This window comes from Mesorhizobium sp. M4A.F.Ca.ET.020.02.1.1 (genome assembly GCF_004022645.1).
Classification (GTDB): Bacteria; Pseudomonadota; Alphaproteobacteria; order Rhizobiales; family Rhizobiaceae; genus Mesorhizobium.
Map to the genome: position 1 here is coordinate 1 of NZ_RZOI01000456.1, position 5,066 is coordinate 5,066.

General features: G+C 64.9%; 7 protein-coding genes. 5 read left to right on the top strand and 2 right to left on the bottom strand.

Going from position 1 to position 5,066, the window contains the following annotated elements:
• Positions 1 to 132 precede the first annotated feature (132 nt).
• Positions 133 to 495, bottom strand: a complete 363-nt coding sequence (locus tag EN742_RS23950) for a nuclear transport factor 2 family protein (RefSeq protein ID WP_126056933.1) — start codon at positions 493 to 495, stop codon at positions 133 to 135.
• A 114-nt stretch (positions 496 to 609) separates the two neighbouring features.
• On the opposite strand from EN742_RS23950, the gene xylA reads away from it, so the two are divergent.
• The gene (xylA, locus tag EN742_RS23955; RefSeq protein WP_127406449.1) at positions 610 to 1,935 is read left to right on the top strand and encodes a xylose isomerase; all 1,326 of its coding nucleotides are present in this window, start codon (positions 610 to 612) and stop codon (positions 1,933 to 1,935) included.
• 186 nt (positions 1,936 to 2,121) lie between these two features.
• Positions 2,122 to 2,331 (top strand): hypothetical protein, encoded by a 210-nt coding sequence (locus tag EN742_RS23960; protein ID WP_126056931.1) that lies wholly within the window; start codon positions 2,122 to 2,124, stop codon positions 2,329 to 2,331.
• Between the two features lies 1 nt (position 2,332).
• Here the strand turns inward: EN742_RS23960 and EN742_RS23965 are convergent, their stop codons facing one another.
• Complete coding sequence (locus EN742_RS23965; RefSeq protein WP_126056930.1) at positions 2,333 to 3,313, bottom strand: GlxA family transcriptional regulator; 981 nt, start codon at positions 3,311 to 3,313, stop codon at positions 2,333 to 2,335.
• A gap of 76 nt (positions 3,314 to 3,389) precedes the next feature.
• On the opposite strand from EN742_RS23965, the gene EN742_RS23970 reads away from it, so the two are divergent.
• The 3 genes from EN742_RS23970 to EN742_RS39570 all read left to right on the top strand — a co-directional run.
• Positions 3,390 to 4,307: a 3-keto-5-aminohexanoate cleavage protein gene (locus EN742_RS23970; protein ID WP_126056929.1), complete on the top strand. Its 918-nt coding sequence runs from the start codon at positions 3,390 to 3,392 to the stop codon at positions 4,305 to 4,307.
• Between the two features lie 14 nt (positions 4,308 to 4,321).
• Positions 4,322 to 4,951, top strand: coding sequence for an HD domain-containing protein (locus EN742_RS23975; protein WP_126056928.1), 630 nt, complete (start codon positions 4,322 to 4,324; stop codon positions 4,949 to 4,951).
• The coding region (locus EN742_RS39570; RefSeq protein WP_348632866.1) for a 3-hydroxyacyl-CoA dehydrogenase NAD-binding domain-containing protein at positions 4,948 to 5,066 on the top strand (119 nt) is incomplete at its 3' end. The genes EN742_RS23975 and EN742_RS39570, both read left to right, overlap by 4 nt.

Sequence of the window (5,066 nt, forward strand, 5' to 3'; positions counted from 1 at the left end):
GTCGACGGCTATGCCAGTCTTGCAAGGTCAGTGATTGGCGAAGGCGGAAAAGCCAGCCAATCTCCCCCCTTGAGGGGGAGATGGCCGGCAGGCCAGAGGGGGGTGCTTGGCGCCCACCTCAACAGCAAAGCCTCACTGCGCCGGCACCTTGTCCAAAAACCCGGTGACGCTCTTCAGGCGGCCGTTCTCGATGACGGCGATGTCGGTGCCTTCGATGACCGACTCGGTGCCCTCCGGGCCGAGATTCCACGAGAAGCGGATCTGATCGGCAAACCCGTCCGGCTGGCCCTTCAGCGAGAAGCGGAACCCGGCGAAGCGTTGCTGCACGCCGTCGATCAGCGCGGCGATGCCTGCGTGGCCGTCGCCCTGCATGATCGGATCGCGGTAGCTGACGTCGCTGGTGAAGGCCGCTTCGAGCAGAGCCTTGCGGCGGCCCGCATCGCTCTCGTTCCAGGCGGTGATGTAGTTCCGGGCGATCGTGTTGAGGTCGGTCATGGTCTTCATCCTTCGTTGGATCGTTTCGACATGACCCTTTTCGACCAGCGCCGGCATGAAACCAATTACGCCTGAGGTAATGGCGGACAGGAACCTGCGAGAGGAAGGACGATCATGAGCAGCGGATTTTTCGGCGACATCCAGACGATCAAGTACGAGGGACCGGATTCGACCAATCCGCTCGCCTACCGGTTCTACAACCCGGACGAGTTGGTCGCCGGCAAGCGGCTGGAAGACCATCTGCGCTTTGCCGTCGCCTATTGGCATTCCTTCGCCTGGCCCGGCGGCGACCCGTTCGGCGGCCAGACCTTCGATCGCCCCTGGTTCGCCAAACCCGGCGGCATCGACACGATGGAGCTGGCGAAGCTCAAGGCCGACGTCGCCTTCGAGATGTTCTCGCTGCTCGGCGCGCCCTATTTCTGCTTCCACGACGCCGACGTCCGGCCCGAGGGCAAGGATTTTTCCGAGAGCGCTGCGCGCCTCGACGAGATCGCCGACTATTTTGCCGCCAAGATGAGAGAGACCGGCGTCAAGCTGCTGTGGGGCACGGCGAACTTGTTCTCGCACCGCCGCTTCATGTCCGGCGCGGCCACCAATCCCGATCCGGATGTCTTCGCCTATGCGGCGGCGACGGTGAAAAGCTGCATCGACGTCACCAAGCGGCTGAAGGGCGAGAATTACGTGCTGTGGGGTGGCCGCGAAGGCTACGAGACGCTGCTCAACACCGATCTTGGCCGCGAGCAGGAGCAGGCCGGACGCTTCCTCAGCCTGGTCGTCGACTACAAGCACAAGATCGGTTTCAAGGGCACCATCCTGATCGAACCGAAGCCGCAGGAGCCGACAAAGCACCAGTACGATTACGACGTCGCCACTGTCTACGGCTTCCTCAAGCGTTTTGGGCTGGAGAAGGAAGTGAAACTCAACATCGAGCAGGGGCACGCCATCCTCGCCGGCCATTCCTTCGAGCATGAATTGGCGCTCGCCAATGCCCTCGGCGTCTTCGGTTCGATCGACATGAACCGCAACGACTACCAGTCGGGCTGGGACACCGACCAGTTCCCCAACAACGTGCCGGAAATGGCGCTCGCCTACTACCAGGTCCTGCAGGGCGGCGGCTTCAAGACCGGCGGCACCAACTTCGATGCCAAGCTGCGGCGCCAGTCGCTCGACCCGCAGGACCTGCTGATCGGCCATATCGGCGGCATGGATGCCTGCGCGCGCGGCCTCAAGGCGGCGGCCAGGATGATCGAGGACAAGGCGCTGTCGGCCCCGCTGGCCGAGCGCTATGCCGGCTGGAACACCGCCGAAGGCAAGGCGATGCTGTCGGGCAAGCGCACGCTGGAGGAGATCGCCGAGCGGGTGGTCAAGAAGAAGATCGAGCCGCAGCCGCGCTCCGGCCGCCAGGAGCTGCTGGAAAACATCGTCAACCGCTATGTGTGAGGCAGGGCGCCGGCCCTAACTCAAGCAGCCGCTAAGATAAAACGGCTTTGCGCGGGGCTGAAACCGACGACAAGGTTTTGCCCCGCGCCGCCCCTCAATAGCCTCTCTCTTGCCTTCAAACAGCCGTCACGGATTTCCTATAGTGTCGGCTCGTGGCGGGAATCAGGAAGAAGGAGGCGAAACGATATGCAGCACGAACGCGAAATCGACGCCCTGCTCTCATCTGGCGAGGCTGGCTCGATCATCGACCGGCTGATGGCATTGCCGCACGGCAAGGCCGGTTCACGCGGCGCGACCGAATGGGATCGCGCGGTCGCCAGCCGCTTCGAGACCCATATTGCAAGGCAGATGCGCTCCGAGATCGACAGCGCCAGCACCCGGCAGACCGCCGCGTAGCCTATCCCCGGCGGAGCCTCACCGGCGCTTCGCCGAAAGCCCTCGAAAATGCCCTGGAAAATGCCGCCGCGGAGGAGAATCCCGTCCGCCCGGCAATGTCGGCCATGGCGATCCGCGTGTCGACCACCAGGCGCCGGGCGGCGCTGAGGCGCAGCCGCAGATAATAGGCGCCGGGCGTCTCGCCGATCGACTTGCGGAAGATGCTTTCCAGCGTCCGCGCCGTCACGCCGGCGCGCTTGGCCACGGCGTCGATGGTCAGCGGCTGGTCGACATGCGATTCCATCAGCCGGATCGCCTGCGCCAGCCTTGGGTCGTAGCCGTCGAGCCGCCCGAGCGAGACCAGCGGCTGCGCATCGGTCGCGGCGCGCGCCTGGTCGTAGATGAACACGCTCGCCACATCGAGCGCCACGGCCATGCCGAGCCTGGTCCGCACCAGATGCAGCATCAGATCGAAGGTCGGCGAGGCGCCGCCGGACGTGAAGACAGGCCCGTCGATGACATAGCGGTCCGGACGCACGTCGACGCCCGGGAAGGCGGCGGAAAAATCCTCCATGTCCTCCCAATGCGTGGTGGCGCTTCGCCCTTCGAGCAGACCGGCCCGCGCCACCAGCCAGGTGCCGGCCTCGACGCCGCCGCAGGCGCGGGCCGCACGTGCTGCCCTGCGCAACCCCGCAAGCAGCGCCGCCGTGGCATAATTCTGCGTGCCGAAGCCGGCGACGACGACCAACACATCGGTCGGCTCGGCGGCATCGAAGCGGCCGCTGACCGCCACCGGCAGGCCACATGTCGTAACCGGCGCCTCACCCGTCACCGAGACCAGCTTGAAGTCGAACAGCGTGTCGCCCGAGATGCGGTTGGCGGCGCGCAGCGGGTCGACGGCCGAGGCCACGCACATGATCGACGAGCCGGAGAACACCAGGAGCGTCACCTTGAGCGTTTCGTGTTCGGCGCGAAAGATCGTCGGCTTTTCGCTTTTAGTCATGTCAGCTTCGTAAAGCGCAAAACAGTTTCCGGCAAGTCGGTCATTGTTGGGTCTGTCTTGATTGGGAGAAAGTCCAATGCCGCTCGCAATGAACCGTGAGGTCTTCATTACCTGTGCCGTGACCGGGTCCGGCGGCTCGCAGGACCGCAGTCCGCATGTGCCGCGCTCCCCCAAGCAGATCGCCGATTCGGCGATCGACGCCGCCAAGGCGGGTGCGGCGATCGTCCACTGCCATGTCCGCGATCCCGAGACCGGCAAGCCCAGGCGCGACATCCATCTCTATCGCGAGGTGACCGAGCGCATCCGCGAGGCCAATGTCGACGTGGTGCTCAACCTCACCGCCGGCATGGGCGGCGACATGGTGTTCGGCTCGCCGGAGGCGCCGCTGCCGCTGAAAGAGAAGGGCACCGACATGGGCGGCGCCACCAACCGCATGGAACATGTGCGCCAGTGCCTGCCGGAGATCTGCACGCTGGATTGCGGCACGATGAACTTCGCCGAGGCAGACTATGTGATGACCAACACGCCCGGCATGCTGCGCGCCATGGGCGGCATGATGACGGCGCTTGGCGTCAAGCCCGAGATCGAGGCCTTCGACACCGGCCATCTGTGGTTCGCCAAGCAGCTGGTCGAGGAGCAGGTGCTGAAGCCGGACGCGCTGGTGCAGCTGTGCATGGGTGTGCCGTGGGGCGCGCCGGATGACCTCAATACCTTCATGGCCATGGTCAACAACGTGCCGTCGACCTGGAACTGGTCGGCCTTCTCGATCGGCCGCAACCAGATGGCCTATGCGGCGGCCGCGGTGCTCGCCGGGGGCAATGTCCGCGTCGGTCTTGAGGACAATCTTTGGCTGGACAAGGGCGTGCTGGCGACCAACGCGCAGCTCGTCGATCGTGCCGCCAGCATCGTCACCAATCTCGGCGCCAGGATCCTCGGGCCGGAGGAAGTGCGCAAGAAGCTCAACCTCACCAAGCGGGCGCCGATCGCAGCATAAGGCGGGGGCTGACCATGGCGACCGTCAAATTCACCGCGATGAAGGATGGCGACAGGGAAGACTACGAATTCCTGACCGCCCATGAGGTCGACTACGCTGCGAAAACCGGCGAGCGGCTGCTCGACGCGCTGGTGCAGCTCGACGAGGGCCTCTCCGGCTACAAGATCACCCGGCTCGGCCATTCGCTGCAGGCGGCGACGCGGGCCTGGCGCGATGGCGCCGACACTGACTGGATCGCCTGCGCGTTGCTGCACGACATCGGCGATATCTACGCGCCCTACAATCACGACGAATACGCGGCCGCGATCCTGAAGCCCTTCGTGCGCGAACAGTGCACCTGGGTGGTGGAGAAGCACGGCGATTTCCAGCGCCTCTATTACGCGCATCATCTCGGCGGCAACCGCCACGCCCGTGACCGCTTCGCCGGCCATCCCTATTTCGACGACTGCGACCGGTTCTGCGAGCGCTGGGACCAGTCGAGCTTCGACCCCGATTACGACACGCTGCCGATCGAGTTCTTCCGGCCCTTCGTGCTCGAAGTCTTCGCCCGCAAGGCCTACGACCCGGCCGTGATCCGCGCCGGTGAGCGTGTGCCGCTTACCGATCCCGAAACAGCCAAGACCAGAACCGGAGCTTCCGCATGAGCATCATCAACAAGGCAGCCGCCATCGGCGGCGGCGTCATCGGCGCCGGCTGGGTGGCGCGGCTGCTTTTGAACGGCATCGATGTTTCGATTTTCGATCCCGATCCCGAGGCGTC

What these genes read in the sequence shown, in the direction of transcription:
- EN742_RS23950 (WP_126056933.1), bottom strand. Translation starts at nt 495, where the DNA reads ATGACCGACCTCAACACGATCGCCCGGAACTACATCACCGCCTGGAAC.
- EN742_RS23975 (WP_126056928.1), top strand. Translation starts at nt 4,322, where the DNA reads ATGGCGACCGTCAAATTCACCGCGATGAAGGATGGCGACAGGGAAGAC.
- EN742_RS23960 (WP_126056931.1), top strand. Translation starts at nt 2,122, where the DNA reads ATGCAGCACGAACGCGAAATCGACGCCCTGCTCTCATCTGGCGAGGCT.
- xylA (WP_127406449.1), top strand. Translation starts at nt 610, where the DNA reads ATGAGCAGCGGATTTTTCGGCGACATCCAGACGATCAAGTACGAGGGA.
- EN742_RS23965 (WP_126056930.1), bottom strand. Translation starts at nt 3,313, where the DNA reads ATGACTAAAAGCGAAAAGCCGACGATCTTTCGCGCCGAACACGAAACG.
- EN742_RS23970 (WP_126056929.1), top strand. Translation starts at nt 3,390, where the DNA reads ATGCCGCTCGCAATGAACCGTGAGGTCTTCATTACCTGTGCCGTGACC.